The following is a 24,285-nucleotide window of genomic DNA, read 5'->3' as shown; positions in this document are numbered from 1 at the left end:
AATACCTTTAATTGCCAAAGCCTTCAATCTTGTAGACTCTATTCTTTAAAGTCTTAAGATCGTTCTTTCTATGATATGCGACAGTCAAATAAATTTCATTTGGACTTACGACCTGTACACTCTCAAATTCGGTAACATAGCCCAAAGTATCAACTGTATGATCATGATCAAGGTTGGCTACTTCCCATTCATCAGGATTGCTTGAACCCCATGGAATCTTGACAATCTGACGTGGATGTCCTTCTTTAGCCATCCCTAAGAAATTAGCTTTTGGCCCTAATTGACAAGAAACATAAACATTGTTGTCTTGATCAATATCATAGCCCTGAATTGATGAAATTGTTTGATTAAAACTAGGAATTGTAAATGCAACTAAACAATGCAAATTTTGAATATTGACATCAGACGCACTAGCTTCGGCATTATCCAAAGCTTCATTAACTTCATTCAAATCATAAAGAGCAAAATGACCTACATGATTTAAATCAATGCTTGCAATCAATAAACGCTTGTAATCAGGGGAAATGGCTGCCTCAAGACGTTCTAGCTCTTTGCCTGGGTAAGCAACGCTGCCATCGCCAAAGCCTGAACCGGCACGGTTTAAATATGACAGACGTGGCATTTCGGTATTGCTGTCATACTGAACGCTACCGCCATTAATGTTTACTCGTGCAATTTGCGTATCCCATAAGATATGACCATGTTTCTTAGGCTTGGTTCCGACAAAGTAGTTGCCTGGCTTGCCTGAGTAAACCCAAGTCTGGGTATGACCGCCAGCCATCCCTGATAAGTAAACAATTGGATTATCTTCATCAAAGAAAATGTGCTTCCGGTTTGCTTCTGCTTGATAGACAATGATATCTTTTTGTTTATGCAAAAGCTGCAAAGCAAAGATTTGATTATTGACTAAATTGGTTGCTTGCACTACGACATGATGCAAATTTTCCAATTCATACATTAAGCTTAGATTGACGTTTTTTTCGATCATTAATCTGCTCTTTCTATATTTAAAACAACTATACCAATACTATATTCTAAATGTATCTAACATCAATATCGCTCATGCTAGCACGCCCTTGAATAATCAAGGTAGGACCGCCACCATTGGAAGTTCCCTCAATTTGAATATTGCCAAATGTTTGACCCAAGTTGTCTTTTACCTGCCAAGACAAAGGCACATAAATATTCAGTTCAGTCATTGTAACGTTTAAATCCATTACTACCGTATCACCAGCAGCCTGTGCATCATCTAAGTAGAGATTGATATCACCTAACTTGCCATTGACTTCAATCGTCTCTAATTCTTTTGAGTGAATGTAGCGCGAAGTATCGGATAAAGTCTGATCAACAACCACGTGAGACCCTTTTTCGTTACTCACCGTATCAGTAAAGATATTATCTGAAATACTTTCTCTTTTGTTCCTAAAATCCTTAATTTTCTTATTTGCGTAAACCACCGTATGAAATCGATTGCGAAAAATAATCCCCAATCCGATTGAAATAAGAACCGCGGCAAGCAAAATCGTCCATGGTACTAAACGTTCAATATGCAATGGCTTAGCATAAACCATCAATAAAAAAGCAATAGAAAAGACGCCTTCCGTAATTCGCCGATTAATCACGCTGTCAATTAAGCCTAAAGCAAAAATAATTGTTCCTACAATAGCCCAAAAACCAATTTTGTAGCTCAAAATTCCCATTTGGTTAACAACTACCAATGCTGCAGCTGCTAAAAAGAAAATGCCCCAAAAAGAGCGCCAAAGCTTGTTTCTCATGATAATTGTCTTCTTTCTTCTAATCTGTCTCTTAAGTCGCGATAATAATGTCTTGAAACGTATACTGTTTTATATGAATTTTGAAACCTAATCTGGCAATTTGAAATTGATCTGGTTAAAGAATATATCTGATCTAAATTTAGAATTGTAGATTTAGAAACACGCATAAAATTACTGCCCAACAGTTGTTCTAGTTCATATAATTTATACTTTACTTGATACGCTTGCGTTGTAGTATGCGCTATCACGACCTTGCTATCGGTCTCAAAGAAGAGAATCTGATTTAGATTTAAATAATAAGAAGTATCGTCCTTAGTCACTTCAAGCTGTTCAGGAGATTCCTCATCTGCCTGCAGCCGTTTGTACAAGCGTTCAATTTTCTCATTCATTTTAGGCGCAGTGATCAAAATCTCAGGTTCTTTTTGATTAGGATCGATTTCCAATCTTATTTTCAAATCTTCTCCCCTCCTTTTTTCGACTTAATGATATTAAAACAGCTTTAATCATGGAAAACTAGCCTTTTAAACTAAGTGGTCATTTTTATCAACCAAGTGGTAAAAAAAGACCGCCAAAAGTTTGGCGGCAATTTTTATTCAATTTTAAAAGTCACTTTCCTTAGCTTTATCAGAATCCAAGAAATAGATTAAAGTTTGCAATTCAGTTGCCAGGTCGACATTTTGTACTCTGACATCAGCTGGTGCTGATAATCTAATTGGCGTAAAGTTCATAATTCCTTTAATTCCAGCCTCAACCATATCATCCGTTGTCTTTTGCGCAGCTGATGATGGCACTGTCAATATAGCAATTGAAATTTGCTGATCACTTAATTGCTGCTTTAAATCGCTCATATCGTAGACGGGAACACCGCTTAAGATATGACCGGTGATTTCTTTATTAATATCAAAGGCACAAGAAATTCTAATATTATTGCTGCGTTTAAAGTTGTAGTTCAGAAGAGCTCGACCCAAGTTACCAACACCAACCAAAGCTACATTGGTTAAAGTGTCTTGGTTCAAAATCTTCTTAAAAAAGGTCAGCAAGTTTTTTACATCATATCCGTATCCACGTTTGCCTAAAGCACCAAAATAAGAAAAGTCGCGTCTGATAGATGCGCTGTCGACTTGCACAGCTTCAGATAATTCAGTTGATGAAACTTTTGCCTTGCCTTCTTCATTTAAAATGATCAGGTAACGGTAGTATAACGGCAATCTCTTTGCTGTTGCTTTAGGAATTTTAATTTTGTCCATTAATGAAGCCCCCAATGTGTTTCATGTTTGTGAATCAATAATCAAGCATCTATATCATACGCGGAAATATAGGAACTTTGCAAGTGGATTTTTCACAAACAAGCTTTTTTCTGCTTATGGTAAAATAATGACAGGTGAAGAATTATGATTATTGCACAAGGGCACGATCTTGAACAGCAATTCGGTGCCAATACTTTATTTAAAAACGTTAATTTCTCAATTGATTCAAATGCCAGAATTGGGTTAGTCGGTCCAAATGGTGTCGGTAAAACTACTTTGCTTAAAATTATGACCGGTCAGCAAGAGCCAACTCATGGCGAATTTACTGTTAATAAAAACATTGAGGTCGGTTATATTGCTCAGGAAAATGCATTAGATGAGGACAAAAGCATTTTGGATGAAATGGAAACCGTCTTTTTGCCATTAATTAATCAGGGCAAAAAATTAACTCATATGCAAGAACAAATCGCTGATCATCCTGAAGACAGCGACCTGCTTAAACAATATGATCAAATGCAGTTTCAATTTGAACAAAATGGCGGATATACTTACCAATCAGATATTAAAAGTATTTTGAATGGGTTTAAATTCCCAAAGGATACTTGGCAAAAGCAAATCGGTAGCCTCTCTGGTGGTGAAAAGACCAGATTGGCATTTGTTAAACTATTGCTGAAAAGGCCGCCATTGCTTCTGTTAGATGAACCTACCAACTATCTTGACTTAGATACTTTAGACTGGTTGGAAAGCTTTCTTAAAAATTATGAAGGCGCAATCCTTGTCGTTTCCCACGACCAATATTTTTTGGACCATCTGGCAACGCAAATCTTTGAACTTGAATTTGGCAAGCTAACTGCTTTTAAAGGCAATTATTCTCAATACCAGAAGCAACGCCAAGAACGCGATAAAGAACAAGAAGCAGCTTACAAAAAGCAACAAGAAGAAATCAAAAAGGACGAAGAGTTTATTCAAAAGAACCTCGTTCGGGCTACAACCACTAAGCGAGCACAGAGTCGGCGCAAAAAGCTGGAAAAGATTGAACGAATTAAGCCGCCAAAACATAAAAACAAGGTTAGAATTAGTTTTAGCAGTGATCGCCCATCCGGAAAAGAAGTCTTGATTTTAAATAATTTAACGATTGGTTATCCCGAAAAGACCGTGGTGCAAGATATTTCCTTCCAAGTAAACAAGGGAGATCGCGTAGCGATCATCGGTCCTAACGGTATCGGCAAATCAACTTTGCTTAAAACAATTATGAAGCAGCTCAAGCCTAAGGGCGGTTCAATCAAATATGGTGCTTCCCTTGACATTGGCTACTATGATCAGGAATTGCAACGTCTTGATCCTGGCAAAACAGTGCTAGATACTGTGTGGGATCGCCATAAGACAATGCCAGAGCGTGATGTGCGGTCAATCTTGGCTAGCTTTCTTTTCACAGCAAAAGATATTGATAAGACTGTCGGCCAGTTATCTGGTGGACAAAAAGCTCGACTAACATTAACAGTGCTTTCACTCGAGCATGACAATTTCCTGTTAATGGATGAACCAACGAACCACTTGGACATTGAAGCCAAAGAAGTGCTCGAACAAGCCTTAAAAGATTACGATGGCACCCTGCTCTTCGTTTCTCACGACCGTTACTTTATCAATCAACTGGCAAACAAGATTGTTTCCGTTCGCGACGGTCATGCTAAAATCTATGAAGGAAACTATTCTTACTACCTTGACGAAAAAGCAAAACAAAACGCAGGACTAACTCCAAAACAAGATGGAACCACTCCTCAAGAAACTGAGCCAGTAAAGAAGATCAGTGAGCAAAAATTATCTTATCAAGAACAAAAACAGCGTGATTCGCAAAAACGTAAATTGCAACGCGCGATGGAAAATGCCGAAAAGGAAATTGAAGAACTGGAAAAAAAGCAACAAGAGGTTCAAAATGAAATGGCAAAACCAGAAATTGCTACTAATTTTGATAAATTAGGGCCTTTGCAAGAAAAATTATCTGCAATCCAGGAAAAACTTGATCAAGCCAATAGTGATTGGGAACAAGCAATTACAGATCTTGATAATTTCGAATAAAATAAAAACGACTTCACTTCTGAAGTCGTTTTTTTTGTCTAAAAATTAGTTCAACATACTATCAGCATATGGCAGTTCAAGCGATGGATCAGCATTCAAAGTTAAATCCGCAAACTTGCCAGCATTGTAAAGATTGTAAGCAGCCGCTCCAATCATTGCTGCATTATCGCCACAAAGCTTAATATCTGGCAAAATCACCTTAGGCTGCATTGTCTTTGGCAACTTGGCAATTTCACTACTCATCCGGTCGCGCAAACCATGGTTGGCGGCAACCCCACCACCCATAATGAAAGTCTTAGGCCGATATTGCTTCAATGCCCGAATGGTTTTATGAGCTAAAACATCAATTACTGATGCTTGAAAACTTGCAGCTAAATCATACTTATTCAATTGTTGGTGAATTTGATCAGTATGGTGACAAGTGTTGATAAAAGCACTCTTAAGACCTGAGAATGAGAAGTCATAATCATCGTCTTCCATCATTGCACGTGGAAAATGGAAAGTATCTTTGCCTTCGTGAGCCCAAGCGTCAATTGTTTTACCTGCTGGATAGTTAACCCCAAGTACACGACCGATCTTGTCATAAACTTCACCTGCTGCGTCGTCACGGGTATCGCCAATGATTTCAAAATGAATTGGATCTTTCATTAAAACAATCTCGGTATGGCCACCAGAAACTTGTAAAGCCAAAGCTGGATATTCAATTTCATCTTTTAATTGGGCAGCCATAATGTGTCCCATAATATGATCAACACCAATTAAAGGAATACCAGTTGCCATTGAAGCTGCCTTTGCTGCACTAACGCCAATTAACAAAGCCCCAACCAAGCCGGGACCATAAGTAACGGCAATTGCATCAATATCATTCCAACTGGCATTTGCTTCAGCTAGAGCTTCTTTCGTAATTTGACTAATAACTTCAATGTGGTGCCGACTAGCGACTTCTGGAACAACGCCGCCAAAACGCTGGTGACTTTTGATCTGCGTAGCAACAATTAAGCTTTCAATTTCACGACCATTTTTGATAACCGCCGTTGAAGTTTCATCACAAGAACTTTCATAGGCTAAAATGCGAACGTCTTTTTTCTCACTCACAGTGTAAACTTCCTTTTTCTAATTCGATGAGGTTTTAACCATAAAACCATATTGACTGCATCGGTATGAGTATCCTGATAATAATTTTTTCTAACAAAAGTTGCTTCAAAACCTAATTCTGAATACAGTCTTTTGGCCCGATCATTATCAATTCTTACTTCCAGACTGACACATTCACAGTTATTCTGTCTTGCCCTTTCAATCATTAATTCCAATAGCATATGACCAATGTGCTGGCCTTGATATTTAGGAGCGACCGCAATATTGGTAATATGCGCCTCGCGGGGATGGAAACGCGCTCCGATAAAGGCAACTAAGGTTGAGGCCTCATATACAACCAAATAGAGTGAATTTTTGCGCTTTCTTAATTCCGTTTTAAAGGAAAAACTGCTCCAAGGGGTTTGACCAGAATAGACTTCTTTTTCCAAAACCAATAAGTCCGGAATATTTTCATCTGAAGCTAGCATTACCTGTAGACGATTATTCCCTACTGTCGTGACAAAAGGAGTAAAATCCATCGAGATTTGATTACTTTCCGGATGAAAGAATTGGTTTAATGTTTTAAACTTCTTCAACATAATCACTATCTGGACCGAAAGGCTTCCCCGTCTTCTTATGCCAATCTACCTCAGCTTGCGTTCTGCGCAAGTATTTCGGCAACAATTTATCAGGGTCAACTGGCTCTGCAGTTTCAGCTAATTGACCAATTAAACCAGCATGAACACCCATTTGCTCATCTTTACCATAGGCAAAATCAACGCCTAAGGCTTTAATTTTATCTTCCTGCTTATCTAAACCGCTGCCTAGCAACAACAGATGCCTATCGTTTTCCTTCAAATAATCCTTAATGGCTTGCAATAAGGTATCAATATGATAATGACCATCTGGAATTACATTTTGCGGAATTTGATTTTTATCTAAAACATATGCAGCGGCAAAATAATTATCGTTGCGGGCATCAAGTGCAGTCACAATTAAATCATCGCCAGAAGCTGACTTGGCCAATGCTTGCAAAGTGGAAATACCAACAACATCCTTATGCAAGATGCTGGCAAACATCTTAATGGTTGTTATTCCGATTCTCAATCCAGTATATGAACCTGGCCCAATTGCGACAGCAAAGCGGTCGATATCTTGCAAAGTTAACTGATTATCTTTTAAAATTTCATCAATTAACGGATCAAGGTGTTCGCTGTGGTTGCGCTTATCTACTTCATTTTTTTCGGCAATAATCTTTTGACTGTCATTTAAAGCAACGCTCAAATTGCTGGTTGCTGTAGAGACACTTAAGATTTTCATATTATTCTTTCCCTTTTATTTCTAAAATCACTTTTTTATTTTAACACGAGAAACGGACTGCAAGACAAAGTAGACGACGATCATTTGAATCCAAGGAACGATAATTTCTTTAGGGGCGCGCTGAATCAAAGCTGCCTTAAGATCCAGGCCATACATTATGTGAATCCACATTGTATTCATGCCAATATTGACAATGAGGTCAACTAATAAAGTCGCAACTATAATCCGCCAGATTTTCACTGGCTGCTGGTAGAAAAACAAACCATATATAAATGGTGCGACCATTGCTGTTAGCGTAAAACCAATAAAGAAGCCGCCCTGTTGCCCAAAAATTGCGGAAGCAATCAAGTCACTGATACCGCCACCAACGGCTCCCCAAATTGGGCCAAACAGATAAGCAAGCAAAACACTGCCGATAAAACCAAGACCGACTTTTACCGTAGCTGGGCCGAATGAAAATTGTTCCAAAACAACTTTCATGGCTACGATTAATCCCAACAAAATCAATTCACGCAAATCGATCTCAAACCATTTTTTAATACTCATTGCTGGTAATCCCTTTCATAAAAAAGCATGACCATTTTGTCATGCATTAATTTAATCATATCTTACGCCAGCCAATCTCACAAACAGCTTGCTCTTTTCCGTCCTCATTTTCAATAGCGTGATAAGACTTAACTGGCTCTTTGCTTAGTGTCATGCAGGAATAAGTTACTTGACCATAGCGAACTTCTTTATCAAATTTAATGTCAATTGTCTGAATCAGATGCGTTTTTAAAAAGTCGCGATCAAACATATCGATAAACCAGTTAAAATAATGGCTATTGGTCAAGTGATGGTTTATATCCAAATCATCATAACGTACGCGATACTGCCGCTTTTCATCATATTTATCTAATGGACGCAGGCGCGGAAAACGTGGCATCTTTTGCAGAAGCGGAACGTCAAAATCATGCATCATTTTCTCATCAGCCACAGTCAGCTTTCGCTTCTTCAAGTCAAACATGATCCATTGGCTATGAACTTGAATTAAAGAATTGCCATCTTGATCAGCAATCCCGAAATCACGATATTCAAAAAAGCGGTTATAACCGGCTGCTTCGGTGCTCAAAATTACATGTTCGCCTGGTTTGGGCAAAGAAGAAATCTTAATTTGATATTGAGTTACTACCCAACCTAGTCCGCGCTTGAGCAAATCCGCAATTCCAGCGTGTCCTTTATCAAGTTGATGTTCGGAAACCTGCATCAACAAGTCGATCATGACGGGGATTTTTAAATGCTGATTTTCATCGCAATCACTATATTCAATTTGATATTTTTCCGTGTACTTCATTTTTCCTAGCCTTGATGATATTGATCATACAATTCGTTTTTAGAAACATGATGCTCTTTGGCAACTTCCTTGATCGCATCTTTCTTGCTTTCACCTTTTTGTACCAAATCATTAACTAATTTGATTAAATCTGGCCAAGAAAGCTGTTTAGGAGCTTCAGTATTAGGTGAGATCAAAATAACAAACTCGCCTCGTGGAACATTTTCGGCAAAATAGCTGCTAACTTCCGCAACTGTGCCGCGAATAAATTCCTCATGAATTTTCGTCAGTTCTCTAGCAGCCACAATTTGACGCTCTGCTGGCAAAACTTCCGCTAATGTTTTCAAAGTTTTTGCTAAACGATGCGGTGCTTCATAAAAAATAGAGGTTCCACGAAAATCCCGCATTTTTTCAAAGTAGCCCTTTTGCTCCATTGCTTTGCGTGGCAAAAAGCCATAATAAGTAAACGGCTGCGCATCAAAACCAGAAGCAATTAACGCCGTAGCAAACGCAGATGGCCCTGGCAAAGGAACAACGGGGATATTATTATTAATGCACTCTTGCACCAAAATATAACCAGGGTCGGAAATGACCGGCATCCCTGCATCACTAATTTCCGCAATCGTAGCACCATCTTGCATTAAATTAATTAATTCAGGCGCTCTTTCTTTTGAATTGTATTTATGAAAAGAAATCATATGATTGTGGACACCAATTTTTTCAAGCAAAATGCCACTCGTTCTCGTGTCCTCGGCTGCGATGTAATCTGCATCCGTTAAAACTTTTTTTGCCCGAATCGTAATATCTTCTAAATTTCCAATTGGAGTCGGTACTAAAAAAAGTTTACCGCCATCTTTGGTATAACTACTTTGCCGTTGCATTGTCTCCGTCCTTTTTAATGCTTCTTCTTTTCACCAAAATTATCTAGAATATCTAAACAAAACATGCAGTCCGAACTAGGGTCACGGTGAGAGCCATAGTACATATTGCAAATATGGTAACCTGAATTATAAATTTGCTTTAATGATTCAAGTCCACTTTGCGTTTTTGCAACTGGTTCGCCACGTTTGGCTGTCAATTTATCTAGTTTTTCACGTAAAAGCTGATTTTCAACTTTTAGTTCTGTGTTTTCCTTCAGCGTATCCAACATATCATTTTCAAGGCTTTCAATGGTTTTGGTCATTTTTTCCATTGAATCGTGGAGCTGCTGCAGCTTGGAATATGGATCCATTCTTTTCAACACCTACCGTTTCCACTGTAAAGCAAGATAATCTAATGAATTGCGAAAATTCACGTTACTGAACCGCATTTTATCAACTTCCATCAGCCATTTTAGCATACGTGTACCAGCCAATCTTCTGCTTTCGCTTTGCAAATCCTGCTGGGCCATAATCTTGAGCCGCAGCAAAATATAATGCTGATAAGTGACTGTCTTAGCTTCATCTGCTAATTTATGTGCACTCACTAAAGCAAGACTGCTGCGTTCAAGCATTTCTTGATAAAAATACTTCACTTCTTGATCAAGCTTGGTCGTATCGCCTAACTCTTCAATTTCTTCATTGGTAAAACCATTGTCTAAAAGAATGGCAGTTTTACCATGAACCTCTTCGCCCTCATTAAAGTTAATGATCTGCGTTCTTGAACGCACTGTTGGCAATATTTGATCCGCATTATTTGTGATCAAAATTGAAACTACTGGTGCGATGGGCTCTTCAAGCAAATTAAGCAAAGCATTAGCTGCTGGCAAAGTTAATTTTTGTGCTTCATTTATGAAGAAAAAGCGACAGGTGCTCTCAACCGGACTTTTTGCCAGTTCTTCCTTTAACGGACGAATCTGGTCGATACTCAAAGTTTGTTTTCCTTCAGTTTGAACAAGCAAAACGTCAGGATGGTTGCCTGATAAAATCTGCTTACAGTTGCGGCAAGTGCTATCGGGCTTTTTTTCACCAGTACAATTAAATAAACATGCCAACCAATATGCAGTATTTAATGCACGCGTTTCATCTTTATCCACAAATAAATAGCTGTGAGCAAGCTGCTTTTTTTGATAAGCTTCGCGTAAAAAGGTCGCTTGCTTTTGGCCAATGTTTTTTAGATCTACCATTTAAAATCGTTTAAACTCATCTACATTTACGACAAAGCAAGTTGCTCCGCCAACTGTTACTTTAACTGGAATACTTATGTCCATGCCGTTAGGAATTAAATTAGGCTGAACATATTCTTCTCTGGCCTCAGATTTAGATTTGATAACATCCAAAACCTGCTCCACTTGATCATCTGGTGTTCCGATTAAGAAAGTGGTATTTCCTTCGCTTAAAAAACCACCGGTTGTTGCCAATTTAGTCGCACGAATATTTGCCTTAATAAAAGCGTGCTGCAATTTATTGGAATCTTCTTTTTGAACTATGGCAATTACTAATTTCATATAATCATTCCTTTAAAAAAGATCAGGCAGCCGTTTTTTAATAATAGCAATTGTTTCAGCTACCACTTGATCAAACGGCTGACTAGCATCAATTTTTACAATTCTGTCAGGATTCTGGCGAGCAATTTTTTGATAACCAGCATAAACCTTTTCATGAAAGGCTAGTTTTTCTTGTTCCAAGCGATCTTCCTGATCAGGACGCAGTTTTCGAATTCGGGCTAAGCCAATTTTAGGATCGAGATCAAAAAACAGTGTTAAGTCTGGTTCTATTCCTCCTGTTGCAAACTCATTAATTTGCTTAACTTGGTCAATGCCAAGATCACGACCGGCACCTTGATATGCTAAAGAACTATCGACAAAACGATCTGAAAAGACAACTTTGCCTGCTGCCAAAGCTGGCCGTACAATTTCTTCCACATGTTGGCTTCGCGCTGCAGCATACAAAAGTGCTTCGGTACGATCATCCATTTTTACATTGGCAGGATCCAAAATGATTTGCCGAATCTTTTCTGCAATTCGTGAACCACCTGGTTCTCTAGTCACAAGATATTGTGTCTTCAATTGTGGTCCGATTTCATTCAAAACCTGCTCTAATACACTGCTTTTTCCCGCACCATCGGGACCTTCAAGACTAATAAAATAACCTTTCATAAAATCCTCCATGCCTTTATTTTACAGGAGTTAGCTTTGGAATTACAGTCCCAGTATTTGATTAAAGGAAAAAATAAAAAGCTTGCCCAATGGGCAAACTTTTATTGCGTAATAGCATTTGTGATACCACTAAATCTTGTATGACGATAACGTGCCTCGCTATACAAAAAGCTGTACTTAGCGCGCAGGATTTCGCTAGCAACCACATTATCATCTGACAAATCTAAAGTAGTTTGATCTAAATCTTGTTGCAAAGCAATTTGATTTTGCAATTTTTCAACGAGAGTGATCAACTTTTTGTCGCCCTCTTCTTTGATCTTATCTCTTTTTCTTTTAGCCATTATAATGATGTTCTCCCTTGTACAGCACGTTTTAAAGTAATTGAATTAGCGTATTCAATATCGCTACCGACAGCTAATCCAGCTGCCAGACGGGTAACTTTAATTCCAGCCGGTTTAATCAATTTGCTAATGTACATTGCAGTTGATTCACCTTCTGGAGTTGAGTTAAGCGCTAAAATTACTTCTTTGACTTGATCCTGCTTTTGAAGACGAGTAATCAGTGACTTAATATTAATCTCTTCTGGACCTACTCCATCCATCGGTGACAAGACACCATGAAGGACGTGATATAAGCCGTTATATTCGCCCATTTCTTCAAAAGCCATTACATCTTTTGGCTGCTCAACAACCATAATCGTTGTTTGGTCACGTTCCGGATTCGAGCAAATCGCACATGGATCCTGTTCCGTGATATTGCCACAAATTGAACATTGATGCAAATCCTGTTTGACTTCCGTCAATGATTTGGCGAATTCTTGCACATCCTGTTCAGGCATATCCAACGTATAAAAAGCTAAGCGAGTAGCTGTTTTTTCACCGATTCCCGGCAACTTCATGTAGGAATCAATCAAATGAGCAATTGGTAATGGATATTGCAATTACATCAAGCCTTTCGTATATTTGCCCAAACTTGCTTGAGTAGCTTCATCAATTGCAGAAAGTCCTTTGTTAACTGCGTCAATGACCAAATCTTGCAACATATCTGGGTCATCAGGATCAATCGCTTCTTTATCAATCTTTAATTTTTTTAACTTGCGATCACCGCTAAAAGTTGCAACAACCATATCATCTGCAGATTTGCCAGTAAATTCTTGAGCTGTGATATTTTCTTGCTCTTCTTGCATTTGGGCTTGAAGCTTCTTAGCTTGCTTCATCATTTGTTGCATATTCATGCCACCCATACCACCAAAATTAGGTCTTCTACTCATTTTTGTTCTCCTTCTTTGTTTTTCTTTTATTTTAATCCTTAATATGAACCGCGTCGCCAAATAAATCTTTAGCTTTATCGATTATCTTGGAATCAGCCTCTGACTGAGCGTCATTTTTTTCTTCTTGAATTGCTTCAATCTTCTTTTTTTTCTTAGCCAACAGCTCTTCTTTGTGACTTTGCACAAATTCTTTTCTGACTTCAAGCCAATCATTATCTGGCACTAATACAATACCATAAGAATGTTTGGCAAATTTTTCAATATAGCCAGTTAACTTATCAAGCAAGTCACTGTCCGAACTAGCCTTTTCAAACCATAGAGCATACTTGCATTTCATTACTACTTGCTCGGGACTGGCAGCAACTGGTTCAAGCACGTCCAGCAATGCACGTTCAGAAACAGCCAATACTGACTGCAAATCCGGCCAGACATTCTTGATTCGAGTAAGATCTTCACGAGTAGCATTCTCAAGAACCTGATAAACACGCTTGCGATTTTGCTGATCGCTTTCTTTAATTCGCTTAACTGGCTTCTTTTTTGCCTTAGTTTCTGCGGCTTCAGCTCGCGTTTGTTGCGGCTTATTATTTTTCTTGGTCGAATCCAAATGAAAAACATGATCTTTGTCAAAAGTCTTCGGTGACTGGGTAAGATTATTAACCTGCTGCGTTAAATCAACAACCTGCTTCTTAAGTGCCGCAATTTCAGCTTGCAAATCATTATTAGCAGGAGCTGGTTGGTTAGCGGATTGAGTAGCTACCTGTGTTTGAGGCTCTTCTTTCTGACTTGCTTCTACCAAAAATACTTCAAGTGGAATCTGTTGCTGATTGGTATAACGCAAATCATTCAAAGCGTTATTAGCCAATGTAATTAGACGAAAGTAGCGTGCACTTGGGATTTGGCTGATTTTTTGACTAAAATCTTTGGTTAAAAAACTATTGTCATCAACGGCCCCATTGGCCTTGCTAATCATCAAACTGTTAGTGGCCAGATCAACGAGCTCATCTAAAATATTTTTGGAACTAGCACCATCCGCTAAAGCAGATTGGGTTTCTTTTAAGGCTGCACCAGCATCTTCACTTAACAAAGCCAGCAAAATTTTTTCAATATTTTCACGAGCCGCAAAACCAGTAATTTTCAGTGCATTGTCATAATTGACGGAGCCTTTTTCATAACTGAGCAACTGATCCAAAATACTAAGTGCATCCCGCATCCCACCATCAGCAACTTGGGCAATCACAGCTAGTGCTTTTTCATCATATTTGATTTTTTCTTGATCAAGAATATATTTCATCCTCTGTTCAAGATCTGCTTTTGAAATTCGTTTAAAATTGTAGCGTTGCGTCCGCGAAATAACAGTTGCCGGAACTTTTTGCAATTCCGTTGTCGCTAAAATGAAAACGACATGCTCTGGTGGCTCTTCCAAAGTTTTCAATAAAGCATTAAATGCACCCATTGAAAGCATATGAACTTCGTCGATGATATAAACTTTGTATTTTCCTTGAGTTGGTGCATATTTTACCTTATCACGAATATCGCGGATCTCATCAACGCCGTTGTTAGATGCGGCATCGATTTCCATAATATCCGGCATTGATCCGGCATCAGCCGCCTTACAATTTTCACATTCATTGCAAGGTTCACCATCTTGGAGATTGGTACAATTCAGTGCTTTAGCAAAAATTTTAGCACACGAAGTTTTACCCGTTCCTCTTGGTCCTGCAAACAGAAACGCATGTGAAATTGTATTTCGTTTTATCGCATTTTTAAGAGTATCGGTAATCGCGGGTTGGCCAACTACACTATCAAAAGTGCCTGGACGCCATTTCCGATAAAGTGCTTGATAAGCCATGAATTCTCTTTCCCTAGTAAAAAACTCTTAACTCTTTAAAAGAGTTAAGAGTTTGTAATTGTCTAATAAAAGGCACATGCCTGAACAACCTTAGTGCTGCTACCTTCCGGTCCTGACACAATTCAGAGGTCAGACATTGCCCAACAAATATAATAGCGTATTTCGCGTGAGATTTCTACTATTAACTATTTTTCTTCTGAATTATTTTTGGCTTCCTTTTGCTTTTTGCGAATTGCCCGAAAAAAGTCTGTCAGCATCTGACTGCACTCATCTTGATATAGTCCCCGAATAACCTGAGGATGATGGTTAAATTTTTCTACGGTAAACAGGTCAACTACACTGCCGGCAGCTCCTGCTTTTGGGTCCATCGCTCCAAAATAAACATCCTTGATTCTGGCGTTGATAATCGCACCGGCACACATGGGACAAGGTTCGAGTGTTACGAATAAGCTGCAGTCGATCAATCGCCAAAAGCCAATATTTTTGCAAGCTTCACGAATGGCAATCATTTCTGCGTGCTGCGTTGCATCTTGATCAAGCTCACGCCGATTGTATCCTTTACCAACCACTTGTCCATCAGGTGCAACCACAATTGCTCCGATTGGCACCTCATCTTGTCTCTCAGCTTTTTTAGCTTCAATAATGGCTAACTGCATATACTTCTTTTTTTCGTCATTAGAAAGCAATAATTCTCCCCCTCAGAAGATTGATTATTACTCATCATAACAAAAAAACAATCGCTTGGTTAACGATTGTTTTTCATTTTAACTTATAAAGTACTAATGTTGCGATTTCTAAAGTAATGGTAGAAAAAGATTCCTTCTACAATCATGTAGAGAGCAGTTAAACCTGCTGGAGTAGCTGTTTCGTTATCGCCTAAAATCCAACCAAACATAAAAATACCACCAATAATGAATAAAACTGCGACTAAATACTTAATAAACTTTTGCATAACAATCACCCTTATAACTTTATTTCTTGTTTCCGCTACCATTATAAAAAGCAAAAATATGAAAGCAAAGCATTTTTGCAAAGTCCAATACTACTCTAATGAGGGTTTCAGCGCTTTTTATTTAATTCATTATTTAATTATTATTTTTGTGCTTTTAAGATGTAATAACCCTTATCTCTTTGCAAAATTTCGCAGTTGCCAAAAGTAGCTTTTAATAATTTGCGTGCGCTTGGTTCGCCCTGCTTTTTTGAATTACCACAAGTAAAATGCCGTCTTTTACTAAATGATCAGCTGCACCCGCTAAAATTGCAGAAACGACTTTTTTACCGGCACGGATCGGTGGATTAGTGATAATTAAGCCAAATTTTTTGCTTTTATCCACCTGCGCATAAACATCTGAAGAATAGATTTCCACATTATCGATGTGATTAAGCTGAGCATTTCTTTTAGCCAATTTAAGACCACGCTCATTAACGTCGACCATTTCTACGGTCTGGTTTGGCCAAAACTTTGCCGCAAATAAGCCTAGTGGACCATAGCCTGTCCCGACATCAAGAATTCCGGCATCCGGAAAAGTCACATTGTGCATAGCCTTGATGAGTACGCCTGAGCCATAGTCAACCCGCATTTTTGAAAAAACGCCTGCATCAGTATTGAATTTTAAATCCACATCCGCCACGTGGTAATCCACAACATGTTCATCATGGGCAGCATCAGGATTTACGGCAAAATACATTTGATTCTTTTCTGCACTCATTTTCTATCTCCTTTATTTTTAAGCCAGTCCTTAAAATGATGCCATTCACTGCTGTTTTGTTGTTCTTTAATAGCCTGAATTTGTTCCTTCAAGTCTTCGTTTTGTTGAGCTAAATTATCATTCTTTTTTCAAGTTGATTTAATTTTTTAAGGATTAATTTTAAACTTTTTTGTGTTTCGCTCTGCGTTGTGACTGAATTTTTTCTCATAAAATATGTCGTCAGAGAACTGGAAACCATTCCCATCATGCCAACGCCAATGATAATCATGACTAAAACAACGAATTGTCCGATCATTGTATGCGGTACAAGTGTATGCGTTGAAATATCGCCATAACCTACTGTGCTGGCAGTTGTTATTGCCCACCAAAAAGCTCGATTAAGAGGAACATGTTCAATAATTGAAAAAGCAATACTGAAATAAAGCATGTACAGGATGCCATTGTCCATTTATAAGTTTTAGTTTGAGTATAGGTATTATCTTTAAGCATACTTTTATTTTAAAGAAAAAAATGGACTCTGCAAAGAACAGAGTCCATTTTTTTATAATTTTGCCTAACGGCATCAATTATTTAAGGGTTACAGTTGCGCCAACGCCTTCAAGTTGTTCCTTGATCTTGTTAGCTTCATCTTCTGAAGCGTCTTTCTTAACGATAACTGGAGCACCGTCAACCATCTTCTTGGCATCAAGCAAGCCCTTGCCAGTGATGTCACGAAGTTCCTTGATAACCTTAACCTTTTCTTGACCTGCTTCAGTCAATTCAACGTCAAAGCTTGACTTAGCTTCAGCAGCACCTGCAGCACCTGCAGCTGCAACTGGTGCAGCAGCTGAAACGTCAAATTCATCTTCAATAGCCTTTACAAGGTCGTTCAATTCAAGAATTGAAGCGCCCTTTAAATCTTCAATAATCTTATCCTTATCTAAAGCCATTATAAGTATCCTCCGAAATTTTAGAATTTAGATATTATTTACAATAATAATTATTCTGCTGAACCTTCGTCTTCAGACTTAGAATCAGCAACAGCCTTAACAACATATGCAACCTTGCGAATAGGATCTTGTAAGCAAGAAACAAGCATTGAAAGCAAACCTTCGCGGCCTGGAATAGCAGCGAGTTCTTTGATTTCATCTTTTGAAGTTAACTTGCCTTCAAGCATACCACCCTTGATTTCAATAACGTCGAAATCATCTTCGTACTTAGAAACGATACGAGCTGGTTCAGTAACATCATCAGCGTTATCAGTGTAGATAACAGCAGTAGGGCCAACGAAAGTATCGTCAAGGCCTTCGATGCCAGCCTTAGCAACAGCACGCTTCAAGTAAGTGTTCTTGATAACTCTCATCTTAACGTCGTTATCACGAAGTTCCTTACGCATGTTGGTTACTTCTTCAACAGTCAAACCTAAGTAGTTGATAACCAAGATAGCCTTAGCATCCTTAAGTTCATCGGCAAAAGCATTAACAAGCTTTTCTTTTTCTGCAATAGCAGCTTTACTCAATTGATTTCACCTCCATGATGACATTAATAAATTCTATAAGGCCTAAAAAACTCCATGCCGAAAGACATGGAGCATTAAAATCTTCATTATCTTCTGGCCTCGGCGGGATTTTGAGGCGTCATGCCACCCGAGTCTTAGGTAGAATTTACTTTAAATAGTATAACAGCCTATTTTGCTTCTGGCAAGGAAATATTTTAAAATTCTAGATTGTTTTCTCTTCGGTGGCATTAGTTAATTCATTTAATTCACCAGTGGTCTTGTAAACAACCCACATTGCCAAATTAACAATATGATCACCAATTCTTTCAAGCAATCTTGTTACGACAAAATAGCTTGAAGAAGCAACTGCTGCCGAAGGATCGTTTTCAATTCCGTCAACAATCAGTTTTCTAGCCTTAACATAATCCTCGTCAATATCTGCATCTCTTGATGCAACATCTTTGGCCATCTTTTCGTCATCCTGGACATATGCAGTTAAAACTTGAATCAACATGTGTCTGACATTATGAGTCATGTTTGAGATGATCTCCTCAACATCCGGAATTCGTGGATTGCCTTTTACTCTGATTGTTTCAAGAGCAATACTCATCGCATTTTCCCCGATTCTTTCCAAATCAGTTGTTGCTTTCAAAATACTGATCACTACTCTAAAATCGGTTGCAACAGGTTGCTGCAAAGCCATTAACTTTAATGCTTTCTTTTGAATATCCAAAGATTCATGTGGGATTTTTTCTTCATCATCAACAATTGACTGTGCTCGCTTTTTATCGTGAGCGACGAATGCTCTAGTTGCATGATCAATTTCATCATTAACTAACACACCCATTTCCATAAATTGGGTATTTAATTTCTTTAATTCATCTAAAAATATTTCGTGCATCTTATTTCTCCATTGGTTTAACCAAAACGACCGTTAAGGTAATCACTTGTAATTTGCTTTTTAGGTGCAATGAACATTTCTTCAGTTTTGCCTGCTTCAATTAAATTACCGTTCATCAAAAAGGCTGTTTGATCCGAAATTCTACCGGCTTGCTGCAAGTTATGCGTAACCATGATAAACGTATATTTACGCTTCAGGTCCATTAAAGTTTCTTCAACCTCAGAACTTGAAATTGGATCAAGAGCACTCGTAGGCTCATCAAGCAAAACTACTTTTGGCCGAATCGCCAACGCGCGTGCGATACAAATTCTCTGCTGTTGTCCGCCGGAAAAAGCTTGTGCATTGCGTTTTAAATTATCTTTAGTTTCTCTCCAAATTGCGGCCTGTTTAAGACTTTCTTCTACTCGCTGATCAATTAATTCTTTATCTTTAATACCGGCAATTCTCAAGCCATAAGCAATATTGTCATAAACTGAGAACGGAAACGGAGTTGGTTGTTGAAATACCATGCCAACTTCTTTACGCAATTCAACTAAATCCATTTTAGGGCTATAAATATCTTGTCCTTCAAACAGAATTTTTCCAGTAATGTTGATATTTTCAATATCATCATTCATTCGATTCAAGCAGCGCAAAAAAGTGGATTTTCCACACCCTGAAGGTCCAATCAAAGCGGTCAATTCATCTTCATGAAAGTTCAAACTAATGCCATGTAATGCTTCATAGCTGCCATAACTCAGTTTGACATCTTTTGCAGTAATAACGTCCTTCATTATCTTTCCTTTATCCAAAACTACCCTGAATGTAATCTTCTGTTAACTTGCCTTTAGGATTGGTAAAGATCTCATCTGTTGAATTATACTCAATAACATGTCCTAAATGGAAGAAAGCAGTATATTCACTGATTCTTGAAGCCTGCTGCATATTGTGCGTAACCATGACCATCGTATAATTGGAACGCAGTTGTTTCAAAGTATCTTCCAATTTTGAAGTAGATACGGGATCTAACGCACTAGCTGGCTCATCAAGTAAAAGAATCTCAGGTTTGACTGCTAAAGCCCGAGCAATGCAAAGGCGTTGCTGCTGACCGCCGGAAAGGGCCAATGCGCTTTTATCAAGCTTATCTTTTACTTCATCCCAAAGAGCAGCAGCACGTAAACTTTCTTCAACAATTTGATTCAATTTCTGTTTATCGTTTTGACCATTAGCCTTTAGGGCATAGGTAATATTTTCACGAATTGATTTTGGAAAAGGATTTGGTCGCTGAAAGACCATGCCGATATTCTTCCGTAATTCATAAACATTGATATTCTTCTGATTTACGTCTAAGCCATGGAACATAATTTTGCCATCAACTCTAGCTACCTGATCATTCATTCGATTTAAGCAACGTAAGAAAGTCGATTTTCCTGACCCAGAACCACCAATTAAAGCGGTAATCGTATTTTTCTTAAATTGTAAACTGGCATCAAACTGTTTTTGAATCGTTCCCCCATAAAAAACACTTAAGTTTTCGGTATAAAGGGCACGATCTTTTTTATCAAAAGTTTTAATATAGCTTGGTTGATCGATAATTTCCATTCGCAACACCTACTTTGCTTTAGCTGCTGTCAGCTTTTGGTACAGCTTATTACCTAAATAACGTGCACCTAAGTTGAACAAAATAACTACAATCACTAATAAAGCTGAAGCTGCGGCTGAAACAACGGTTGCATCTGGAATAATACCTTCGGTATTTACTTTCCAAATATGAACCGCTAGGGTTTCGGCTGGACGCATAACATTTAAAAAACTGGTTGGACTAAATGGATTCCAGTTAGAGTAATTAACAGTTGATCCACTTTGTCCGGCTGTATAAATTAAGGCAGCTGCTTCACCAAAAATTCGGCCGGCACTCAAAATCAATCCAGTTAGTATTCCTGGCAATGCTGCTGGAAGAACAATGCCTCGAATCGTTTTCCAATTAGACAGACCTAACGCAAGCCCCGCTTCACGCTGAGATTGTGGTACGCCATTTATTGCCTGCTCCATGTTGCTTGTCAAAATTGGCAAATTGAAGAAGGTTAAAGCTAGTGCACCAGAAATAATTGAGAAGCCTAAACCAAATTGAACGACAAATAGTAAATAGCCGAATAAGCCCACAACAATTGATGGCAATGAACTTAGAATTTCAATCGTCGTTCTAATCAAACTGGTAAACAAATTATCACTTGCATACTCAGATAAGTAGATTGCAGCTCCTAAAGCAATTGGAAAAGAAATGATTGTCGTCAAAATCAACAAATAAATTGAATTAAACAGCTGATCCCGAACGCCGCCCCCTGCTTGATAAGAAGAAGCCTCAGATGTCAAAAAGTGCCATGAAAGATGCGGAAGGCCGGTCCATAAAATGTTCCCAAGGATGCCTGCCAAAATCAAAACTACAATGGCTACCAACCAGTAAATAACCCAGGTAGCGATTTTATCAGTATTTTTCGCCTTCATTATTTGCTGCCCTTTCTACCAACTAATCTAACCAAGAAATTAAACACTAATGACATAATAAGCAAAAGCAGAGCTAATGACCATAAAGCATTATTCGGCAAAGTTCCCATTACTGTATTGCCCATTTGACTAGTCAATTGACTTGTTAAAGTAGCTGAAGGACTAATCAAATTTGCTGGCATGAGAACCGCATTACCAATAACCATTTGAACAGCTAATGCTTCGCCAAATGCTCTCGCCATTCCGAAAATTACCGCCGTTAAAATCCGCGGCGTAGCCACCTTTAAAGTTACTTTATGAATTGTCTGCCATTTTGTTGCTCCTAAGGCAAATGAAGCTTGACGAAATTGCTTAGGAACTGCCTTTAAGGCATCAACCGTTAAGGAGGTAATCGTTGGCAAAACCATCACAAATAAAACCAGGGTAGCCGCTAAAATACCAAACCCGGTTCCACCGAAGATTTTTCTAATCGTTGGCACGATAATGGTTAAACCCAAAAATCCGTAAACCACGGACGGAATCCCTACCAACAGTTCAATGACAGATTGCAAAAAGCTGGCACCCTTTTTGGATGTATATTCAGTCATAAAGAGTGCTGCTGCGATTGCAAATGGTGTCGCCACAATTGCAGCCAGCAAGGTAACGGCAAATGATGTGACAATCATTGCAGCAGCGCCGACGTGATTTTTACCTTCACTTGGATCCCAGTCAGTTGAAGTTAAAAAGTGAAATACATTGACATGATCACTAACAAAAGTAGATAATCCGTGGACACCAATAAAACCAATTATAGAAATAACCAACACGATAATGAGGCCGATTGCTGCATAAGTTAAACCTTTGCCCCAATATTCTTGGTGCGTTTCTTTAGAAGGTTGCGTTAGCTTTTTGATATTGACATCGTTAGGACCAATTTGATTTATCTTAACGTATGGTACTTGTTGTTCAGCGATTGCTTGATCAACAACTTGTTTTAATTCGTCTTTTTTCTTCATTTTCCTTTAGTTGCCTATCTTAGTAACTTGATTGTTGCTATCTCTTTCTACCTTCATATCCTTAATACTTAAATAGCCGATCTTCGGAATTAAATCCTCCTGTACTTTGCTTCCTAACATGTAATCAATAAAGTCTTGCGTTGCTTTGCTTGGCTTTAGCTTCGTGTACATATGCTCATAACTCCAAAGTTGCCATTTATTCGTCGTGATATTTTGATTAGTAGGTTGGATGTTATCAATACTCAATTTTTGAATATTTTGATCATTTGCATAAGGGAAAGAAATGTAGCTAATTGTTCCTGGCGTTGAAGCAACAATCTTTTTTACTGTTCCGTTAGAATCTTGTTCTTGCGCAGCAACCGGCTTTTTGCCTTTAAGGACGATATCTTCAAAAGTAGTCCGAGTCCCGCTGCCTTTGGAGCGATTAATAACAGTAATTGACTCATTTTTGCCACCGACTTGTTTCCAATTAGTAATTTCACCAGTAAAAATCTTTTGCAGCTGCGTTAAAGATAAGTTTTTAACACCAACATCTTTATTGACTATTGGAACAATTCCAACGACAGCGATTAAATGATCCTTAAGCTTTTTTGCATTAATTCCACTTTGCGTTTCGGCAAAAACATCGGAAGTTCCAATTTGGACTGCACCGGCTTGAATTTGACTTAATCCAGTACCAGATCCTCCACCTTGAACTACAATATTGATGCTTGGATGTGCAAGGCGATAATCATTGCCGGCCTGTTCAGCAAGCAATTGCATCGCACTTGAACCAACAACTGTAATTCGTGAACTATTATTTTGGCATCCAGTTAAAAAAAACAGCAGTAATAAACAAACTGTAATTATTCCGCCAAAGTGATGTTTATGCATGAGTGGCTCCTTTTTACTTACTTAAATTCAATTAATGATACCATAGAAAAAAGCGCCTCGCAATACACGAGACGCTTTTATTGATTAATTTTATTAAACTAGTTCAAGTTTAATGGATCAAGCTTGATCCCTGGACCAAAGGTTGCTGAAACAGCAACGCTCTTGATGTATTGACCCTTAGCGGATGCAGGACGAGCACGTAAGATTACGTCACGTAAAGCATCAAAGTTTTCTACTAATTGATCAACAGTAAATGAGACCTTACCAATAGCAACGTGAATAGCAGCTTGACGGTCTAGACGGTATTCTACTTGACCAGCCTTAACGTTCTTAACAGCCTTTTCGATGTCCATAGTTACAGTGCCAGTCTTAGGGTTTGGCATCAAGCCCTTAGGTCCAAGGATACGACCTAAACGACCAACCTTAGCCATCATCATAGGGGTTGCTACAACAACATCAAAGTCCAAGTAACCGTTTTGAATCTTTTCAACTAATTCATCAGAACCAACTTCGTCAGCACCTGCGGCCTTAGCTTGTTCAGCTTGTGGACCTTCAGCGAATACGATAACCTTTTGGGTCTTACCAGTACCGTTAGGTAAAACAAGTGAACCACGAATTTGTTGGTCTGCTTGCTTAGGATCAACACTCAAATTGTAAGCAACATCAACTGAAGCGTCAAAGCTTGCATATGAGGTTTCCTTAACAAGTTCCATAGCTTCTTTTACTGAGTAAAGCTTGTTTGAATCTACTTTTTTAGCAGCTTCTAAATATTTCTTACCATGCTTTGGCATGTGATTTCCTCCTTGTATATGTGGTCAAACGAGTTTTCTCTGAACTCTCCCACCTA

At 38.4% G+C, this 24,285-nt stretch carries 31 protein-coding genes, 1 other RNA gene, 1 pseudogene and 1 other annotated feature; of the genes and pseudogenes, 1 reads left to right on the top strand and 32 read right to left on the bottom strand.

What is annotated here, in order from left to right:
* Window positions 1-7: 7 nt before the first annotated feature.
* The 4 genes from D0Z64_RS01765 to D0Z64_RS01750 form a co-directional block, all read right to left on the bottom strand.
* Window positions 8-988: a class III bacteriocin gene (locus D0Z64_RS01765; protein ID WP_080881181.1), complete on the bottom strand. Its 981-nt coding sequence runs from the start codon at window positions 986-988 to the stop codon at window positions 8-10.
* A gap of 46 nt (window positions 989-1,034) precedes the next feature.
* Window positions 1,035-1,775, bottom strand: a complete 741-nt coding sequence (locus D0Z64_RS01760) for a LiaF transmembrane domain-containing protein (RefSeq protein ID WP_080881180.1) — start codon at window positions 1,773-1,775, stop codon at window positions 1,035-1,037.
* Entirely contained in the window at window positions 1,772-2,230 is a 459-nt protein-coding gene (locus D0Z64_RS01755; RefSeq protein WP_080881179.1) for a LytTR family DNA-binding domain-containing protein, read from the bottom strand. Before D0Z64_RS01755 ends, D0Z64_RS01760 begins: the two co-directional genes overlap by 4 nt.
* Window positions 2,231-2,374: 144 nt before the next feature.
* The gene (locus D0Z64_RS01750; RefSeq protein WP_006352145.1) at window positions 2,375-3,022 is read right to left on the bottom strand and encodes a redox-sensing transcriptional repressor Rex; all 648 of its coding nucleotides are present in this window, start codon (window positions 3,020-3,022) and stop codon (window positions 2,375-2,377) included.
* Window positions 3,023-3,166: 144 nt separating this feature from the next.
* Between D0Z64_RS01750 and D0Z64_RS01745 the strand changes: the two genes are divergently transcribed.
* Window positions 3,167-5,098, top strand: coding sequence for an ABC-F family ATP-binding cassette domain-containing protein (locus D0Z64_RS01745; RefSeq protein WP_127345548.1), 1,932 nt, complete (start codon window positions 3,167-3,169; stop codon window positions 5,096-5,098).
* 45 nt (window positions 5,099-5,143) lie between these two features.
* Here D0Z64_RS01745 and tsaD read toward each other — a convergent pair whose 3' ends face one another.
* The 28 genes and pseudogenes from tsaD to rplA all read right to left on the bottom strand — a co-directional run bounded on the left by tsaD (window position 5,144) and on the right by rplA (window position 24,229).
* The gene (gene tsaD / locus D0Z64_RS01740) at window positions 5,144-6,193 is read right to left on the bottom strand and encodes a tRNA (adenosine(37)-N6)-threonylcarbamoyltransferase complex transferase subunit TsaD (RefSeq protein WP_080881177.1); all 1,050 of its coding nucleotides are present in this window, start codon (window positions 6,191-6,193) and stop codon (window positions 5,144-5,146) included.
* Window positions 6,190-6,771: a ribosomal protein S18-alanine N-acetyltransferase gene (rimI, locus tag D0Z64_RS01735; RefSeq protein ID WP_127345547.1), complete on the bottom strand. Its 582-nt coding sequence runs from the start codon at window positions 6,769-6,771 to the stop codon at window positions 6,190-6,192. Before rimI ends, tsaD begins: the two co-directional genes overlap by 4 nt.
* Window positions 6,755-7,492: a tRNA (adenosine(37)-N6)-threonylcarbamoyltransferase complex dimerization subunit type 1 TsaB gene (gene tsaB / locus D0Z64_RS01730; protein WP_080881175.1), complete on the bottom strand. Its 738-nt coding sequence runs from the start codon at window positions 7,490-7,492 to the stop codon at window positions 6,755-6,757. Before tsaB ends, rimI begins: the two co-directional genes overlap by 17 nt.
* Before the next feature lie 27 nt (window positions 7,493-7,519).
* The gene (locus D0Z64_RS01725; RefSeq protein ID WP_080881174.1) at window positions 7,520-8,038 is read right to left on the bottom strand and encodes a folate family ECF transporter S component; all 519 of its coding nucleotides are present in this window, start codon (window positions 8,036-8,038) and stop codon (window positions 7,520-7,522) included.
* A 55-nt stretch (window positions 8,039-8,093) separates the two neighbouring features.
* Window positions 8,094-8,825, bottom strand: a complete 732-nt coding sequence (locus tag D0Z64_RS01720) for an acyl-[acyl-carrier-protein] thioesterase (protein ID WP_080881173.1) — start codon at window positions 8,823-8,825, stop codon at window positions 8,094-8,096.
* A gap of 5 nt (window positions 8,826-8,830) precedes the next feature.
* Window positions 8,831-9,685, bottom strand: a complete 855-nt coding sequence (gene rsmI, locus D0Z64_RS01715) for a 16S rRNA (cytidine(1402)-2'-O)-methyltransferase (RefSeq protein ID WP_080881172.1) — start codon at window positions 9,683-9,685, stop codon at window positions 8,831-8,833.
* Window positions 9,686-9,699: 14 nt separating this feature from the next.
* A complete protein-coding gene (gene yabA, locus D0Z64_RS01710; protein WP_056956222.1) occupies window positions 9,700-10,035 on the bottom strand; it encodes a DNA replication initiation control protein YabA in 336 nt (111 codons plus the stop codon).
* A gap of 12 nt (window positions 10,036-10,047) precedes the next feature.
* On the bottom strand, window positions 10,048-10,908 hold the full coding sequence (locus D0Z64_RS01705) for a DNA polymerase III subunit delta (protein ID WP_080881171.1): 861 nt from the start codon (window positions 10,906-10,908) through the stop codon (window positions 10,048-10,050).
* Window positions 10,909-11,229, bottom strand: coding sequence for a cyclic-di-AMP receptor (locus tag D0Z64_RS01700; RefSeq protein WP_006351465.1), 321 nt, complete (start codon window positions 11,227-11,229; stop codon window positions 10,909-10,911).
* Window positions 11,230-11,241: 12 nt separating this feature from the next.
* Window positions 11,242-11,880 (bottom strand): dTMP kinase, encoded by a 639-nt coding sequence (gene tmk / locus D0Z64_RS01695; protein ID WP_080881170.1) that lies wholly within the window; start codon window positions 11,878-11,880, stop codon window positions 11,242-11,244.
* Window positions 11,881-11,981: 101 nt separating this feature from the next.
* Window positions 11,982-12,221, bottom strand: a complete 240-nt coding sequence (locus tag D0Z64_RS01690; protein WP_080881169.1) for a YaaL family protein — start codon at window positions 12,219-12,221, stop codon at window positions 11,982-11,984.
* Window positions 12,221-12,820 (bottom strand): recombination mediator RecR, encoded by a 600-nt coding sequence (gene recR / locus D0Z64_RS01685; RefSeq protein ID WP_006351468.1) that lies wholly within the window; start codon window positions 12,818-12,820, stop codon window positions 12,221-12,223. Before recR ends, D0Z64_RS01690 begins: the two co-directional genes overlap by 1 nt.
* Window positions 12,821-13,150, bottom strand: a complete 330-nt coding sequence (locus D0Z64_RS01680) for a YbaB/EbfC family nucleoid-associated protein (protein WP_006351469.1) — start codon at window positions 13,148-13,150, stop codon at window positions 12,821-12,823.
* A 31-nt stretch (window positions 13,151-13,181) separates the two neighbouring features.
* Window positions 13,182-14,999, bottom strand: a complete 1,818-nt coding sequence (gene dnaX / locus D0Z64_RS01675; RefSeq protein ID WP_080881168.1) for a DNA polymerase III subunit gamma/tau — start codon at window positions 14,997-14,999, stop codon at window positions 13,182-13,184.
* 53 nt (window positions 15,000-15,052) lie between these two features.
* Window positions 15,053-15,152: signal recognition particle sRNA small type (gene ffs / locus D0Z64_RS01670), an RNA gene on the bottom strand.
* A 32-nt stretch (window positions 15,153-15,184) separates the two neighbouring features.
* Complete coding sequence (gene tadA / locus D0Z64_RS01665) at window positions 15,185-15,685, bottom strand: tRNA adenosine(34) deaminase TadA (RefSeq protein WP_006351863.1); 501 nt, start codon at window positions 15,683-15,685, stop codon at window positions 15,185-15,187.
* Between the two features lie 83 nt (window positions 15,686-15,768).
* Window positions 15,769-15,951 carry a hypothetical protein gene (locus tag D0Z64_RS01660; RefSeq protein WP_040457124.1) on the bottom strand — a complete coding sequence of 61 codons (183 nt, stop codon included), beginning with the start codon at window positions 15,949-15,951 and terminating at the stop codon, window positions 15,769-15,771.
* A gap of 140 nt (window positions 15,952-16,091) precedes the next feature.
* Window positions 16,092-16,708 (bottom strand): annotated as a pseudogene (locus tag D0Z64_RS01655) (class I SAM-dependent methyltransferase).
* 109 nt (window positions 16,709-16,817) lie between these two features.
* Window positions 16,818-17,156 carry a potassium channel family protein gene (locus D0Z64_RS01650; protein ID WP_127345545.1) on the bottom strand — a complete coding sequence of 113 codons (339 nt, stop codon included), beginning with the start codon at window positions 17,154-17,156 and terminating at the stop codon, window positions 16,818-16,820.
* A gap of 118 nt (window positions 17,157-17,274) precedes the next feature.
* The gene (gene rplL / locus D0Z64_RS01645) at window positions 17,275-17,637 is read right to left on the bottom strand and encodes a 50S ribosomal protein L7/L12 (RefSeq protein ID WP_080881166.1); all 363 of its coding nucleotides are present in this window, start codon (window positions 17,635-17,637) and stop codon (window positions 17,275-17,277) included.
* A gap of 50 nt (window positions 17,638-17,687) precedes the next feature.
* Window positions 17,688-18,206: a 50S ribosomal protein L10 gene (gene rplJ / locus D0Z64_RS01640; protein ID WP_006351868.1), complete on the bottom strand. Its 519-nt coding sequence runs from the start codon at window positions 18,204-18,206 to the stop codon at window positions 17,688-17,690.
* A 34-nt stretch (window positions 18,207-18,240) separates the two neighbouring features.
* Window positions 18,241-18,363, bottom strand: a sequence feature (ribosomal protein L10 leader region).
* Between the two features lie 45 nt (window positions 18,364-18,408).
* Complete coding sequence (phoU, locus tag D0Z64_RS01635; protein WP_080881165.1) at window positions 18,409-19,086, bottom strand: phosphate signaling complex protein PhoU; 678 nt, start codon at window positions 19,084-19,086, stop codon at window positions 18,409-18,411.
* Window positions 19,087-19,103: 17 nt separating this feature from the next.
* Window positions 19,104-19,859 (bottom strand): phosphate ABC transporter ATP-binding protein PstB, encoded by a 756-nt coding sequence (pstB, locus tag D0Z64_RS01630; protein WP_040457127.1) that lies wholly within the window; start codon window positions 19,857-19,859, stop codon window positions 19,104-19,106.
* 10 nt (window positions 19,860-19,869) lie between these two features.
* The gene (gene pstB / locus D0Z64_RS01625) at window positions 19,870-20,667 is read right to left on the bottom strand and encodes a phosphate ABC transporter ATP-binding protein PstB (protein WP_080881887.1); all 798 of its coding nucleotides are present in this window, start codon (window positions 20,665-20,667) and stop codon (window positions 19,870-19,872) included.
* Window positions 20,668-20,676: 9 nt separating this feature from the next.
* Window positions 20,677-21,570, bottom strand: coding sequence for a phosphate ABC transporter permease PstA (gene pstA, locus D0Z64_RS01620; protein ID WP_080881164.1), 894 nt, complete (start codon window positions 21,568-21,570; stop codon window positions 20,677-20,679).
* On the bottom strand, window positions 21,570-22,565 hold the full coding sequence (gene pstC, locus D0Z64_RS01615) for a phosphate ABC transporter permease subunit PstC (protein ID WP_127345544.1): 996 nt from the start codon (window positions 22,563-22,565) through the stop codon (window positions 21,570-21,572). The genes pstA and pstC overlap by 1 nt, the downstream gene beginning before the upstream one ends.
* Before the next feature lie 6 nt (window positions 22,566-22,571).
* Window positions 22,572-23,438, bottom strand: a complete 867-nt coding sequence (locus D0Z64_RS01610) for a phosphate ABC transporter substrate-binding protein (protein WP_080881162.1) — start codon at window positions 23,436-23,438, stop codon at window positions 22,572-22,574.
* Window positions 23,439-23,536: 98 nt separating this feature from the next.
* Window positions 23,537-24,229, bottom strand: coding sequence for a 50S ribosomal protein L1 (gene rplA / locus D0Z64_RS01605; RefSeq protein WP_006351876.1), 693 nt, complete (start codon window positions 24,227-24,229; stop codon window positions 23,537-23,539).
* Window positions 24,230-24,285 lie beyond the last annotated feature (56 nt).

Origin of the sequence: Lactobacillus amylolyticus (assembly GCF_003999355.1) — a bacterium.
Classification (GTDB): Bacteria; Bacillota; Bacilli; order Lactobacillales; family Lactobacillaceae; genus Lactobacillus; species Lactobacillus amylolyticus.
The sequence above is the reverse complement of the archived record's forward strand: the minus strand, read 5'-3'. Positions and strand labels throughout refer to the sequence as shown.

Bases quoted from the DNA above. Each gene is read 5' to 3' on its own strand.
- D0Z64_RS01650 (WP_127345545.1), bottom strand. From the start codon at position 17,156: ATGGACAATGGCATCCTGTACATGCTTTATTTCAGTATTGCTTTTTCA.
- D0Z64_RS01760 (WP_080881180.1), bottom strand. From the start codon at position 1,775: ATGAGAAACAAGCTTTGGCGCTCTTTTTGGGGCATTTTCTTTTTAGCA.
- D0Z64_RS01750 (WP_006352145.1), bottom strand. From the start codon at position 3,022: ATGGACAAAATTAAAATTCCTAAAGCAACAGCAAAGAGATTGCCGTTA.
- D0Z64_RS01765 (WP_080881181.1), bottom strand. From the start codon at position 988: ATGATCGAAAAAAACGTCAATCTAAGCTTAATGTATGAATTGGAAAAT.
- D0Z64_RS01680 (WP_006351469.1), bottom strand. From the start codon at position 13,150: ATGAGTAGAAGACCTAATTTTGGTGGTATGGGTGGCATGAATATGCAA.
- tsaB (WP_080881175.1), bottom strand. From the start codon at position 7,492: ATGAAAATCTTAAGTGTCTCTACAGCAACCAGCAATTTGAGCGTTGCT.
- D0Z64_RS01660 (WP_040457124.1), bottom strand. From the start codon at position 15,951: ATGCAAAAGTTTATTAAGTATTTAGTCGCAGTTTTATTCATTATTGGT.
- rplA (WP_006351876.1), bottom strand. From the start codon at position 24,229: ATGCCAAAGCATGGTAAGAAATATTTAGAAGCTGCTAAAAAAGTAGAT.
- D0Z64_RS01745 (WP_127345548.1), top strand. From the start codon at position 3,167: ATGATTATTGCACAAGGGCACGATCTTGAACAGCAATTCGGTGCCAAT.
- dnaX (WP_080881168.1), bottom strand. From the start codon at position 14,999: ATGGCTTATCAAGCACTTTATCGGAAATGGCGTCCAGGCACTTTTGAT.
- D0Z64_RS01690 (WP_080881169.1), bottom strand. From the start codon at position 12,221: ATGGCTAAAAGAAAAAGAGATAAGATCAAAGAAGAGGGCGACAAAAAG.
- D0Z64_RS01720 (WP_080881173.1), bottom strand. From the start codon at position 8,825: ATGAAGTACACGGAAAAATATCAAATTGAATATAGTGATTGCGATGAA.
- tmk (WP_080881170.1), bottom strand. From the start codon at position 11,880: ATGAAAGGTTATTTTATTAGTCTTGAAGGTCCCGATGGTGCGGGAAAA.
- rimI (WP_127345547.1), bottom strand. From the start codon at position 6,771: ATGTTGAAGAAGTTTAAAACATTAAACCAATTCTTTCATCCGGAAAGT.
- pstB (WP_080881887.1), bottom strand. From the start codon at position 20,667: ATGGAAATTATCGATCAACCAAGCTATATTAAAACTTTTGATAAAAAA.
- phoU (WP_080881165.1), bottom strand. From the start codon at position 19,086: ATGCACGAAATATTTTTAGATGAATTAAAGAAATTAAATACCCAATTT.
- D0Z64_RS01700 (WP_006351465.1), bottom strand. From the start codon at position 11,229: ATGAAATTAGTAATTGCCATAGTTCAAAAAGAAGATTCCAATAAATTG.
- yabA (WP_056956222.1), bottom strand. From the start codon at position 10,035: ATGGATCCATATTCCAAGCTGCAGCAGCTCCACGATTCAATGGAAAAA.
- pstC (WP_127345544.1), bottom strand. From the start codon at position 22,565: ATGAAGAAAAAAGACGAATTAAAACAAGTTGTTGATCAAGCAATCGCT.
- D0Z64_RS01610 (WP_080881162.1), bottom strand. From the start codon at position 23,438: ATGCATAAACATCACTTTGGCGGAATAATTACAGTTTGTTTATTACTG.
- pstB (WP_040457127.1), bottom strand. From the start codon at position 19,859: ATGAAGGACGTTATTACTGCAAAAGATGTCAAACTGAGTTATGGCAGC.
- rplL (WP_080881166.1), bottom strand. From the start codon at position 17,637: ATGGCTTTAGATAAGGATAAGATTATTGAAGATTTAAAGGGCGCTTCA.
- D0Z64_RS01725 (WP_080881174.1), bottom strand. From the start codon at position 8,038: ATGAGTATTAAAAAATGGTTTGAGATCGATTTGCGTGAATTGATTTTG.
- pstA (WP_080881164.1), bottom strand. From the start codon at position 21,570: ATGAAGGCGAAAAATACTGATAAAATCGCTACCTGGGTTATTTACTGG.
- rsmI (WP_080881172.1), bottom strand. From the start codon at position 9,685: ATGCAACGGCAAAGTAGTTATACCAAAGATGGCGGTAAACTTTTTTTA.
- D0Z64_RS01705 (WP_080881171.1), bottom strand. From the start codon at position 10,908: ATGGTAGATCTAAAAAACATTGGCCAAAAGCAAGCGACCTTTTTACGC.